Here is a 466-nt window from a genome sequence, read left to right as displayed (position 1 = left end):
GACAACCCGCCAATCAACGATGATGCTTCCACGAGCGCGGTCCTTCACTTGTGATCATCCGGCCTAGACACCTGAATGATCACCAGAAGACCGCGCTCTTCTACGTACCGGCCTGAACCGGCGTGACTACCCCAAAGGCCATTAAGAGGTCGCGCAGATAGGTGGGTTTCATGGTCGGCGGGTGGGGCGGGTGTCCCACCGGTACAAGATCCACGCATGACGGATGAGGCTACGGATGGTGATGATGGCGTCGGCGAGGTCGAAGTAGGCGTTGACCACGTCTTCTTTGCGTTCGTAGCAGCGTTGTAGCCGGTTGAAGGCGTTGTGCCAGGCGTTCGTGCCCCTCCCTGTCACGCTGATGTGAGACAGCTCGTCTACCAGGGGATACTCTTCCTGGACGGTTCTGAGGAGAGATCATCAGCATGACGTCGAAGTCCTACGAGAGTCTGGATCCGGACGCCCGGCC

1 pseudogene is annotated in these 466 nt (G+C 59.0%); it reads right to left on the bottom strand.

Annotated elements, in window-relative coordinates:
* Positions 1–168: 168 nt before the first annotated feature.
* Positions 169–339, bottom strand: a pseudogene (locus F8271_RS31825) (IS5/IS1182 family transposase); the annotation flags it as partial.
* Positions 340–466: the final 127 nt, after the last annotated feature.

This window comes from Micromonospora sp. ALFpr18c (genome assembly GCF_008868155.1).
Classification (GTDB): domain Bacteria; phylum Actinomycetota; class Actinomycetes; order Mycobacteriales; family Micromonosporaceae; genus Micromonospora.
The sequence above is the reverse complement of the archived record's forward strand: the minus strand, read 5'-3'. Positions and strand labels throughout refer to the sequence as shown.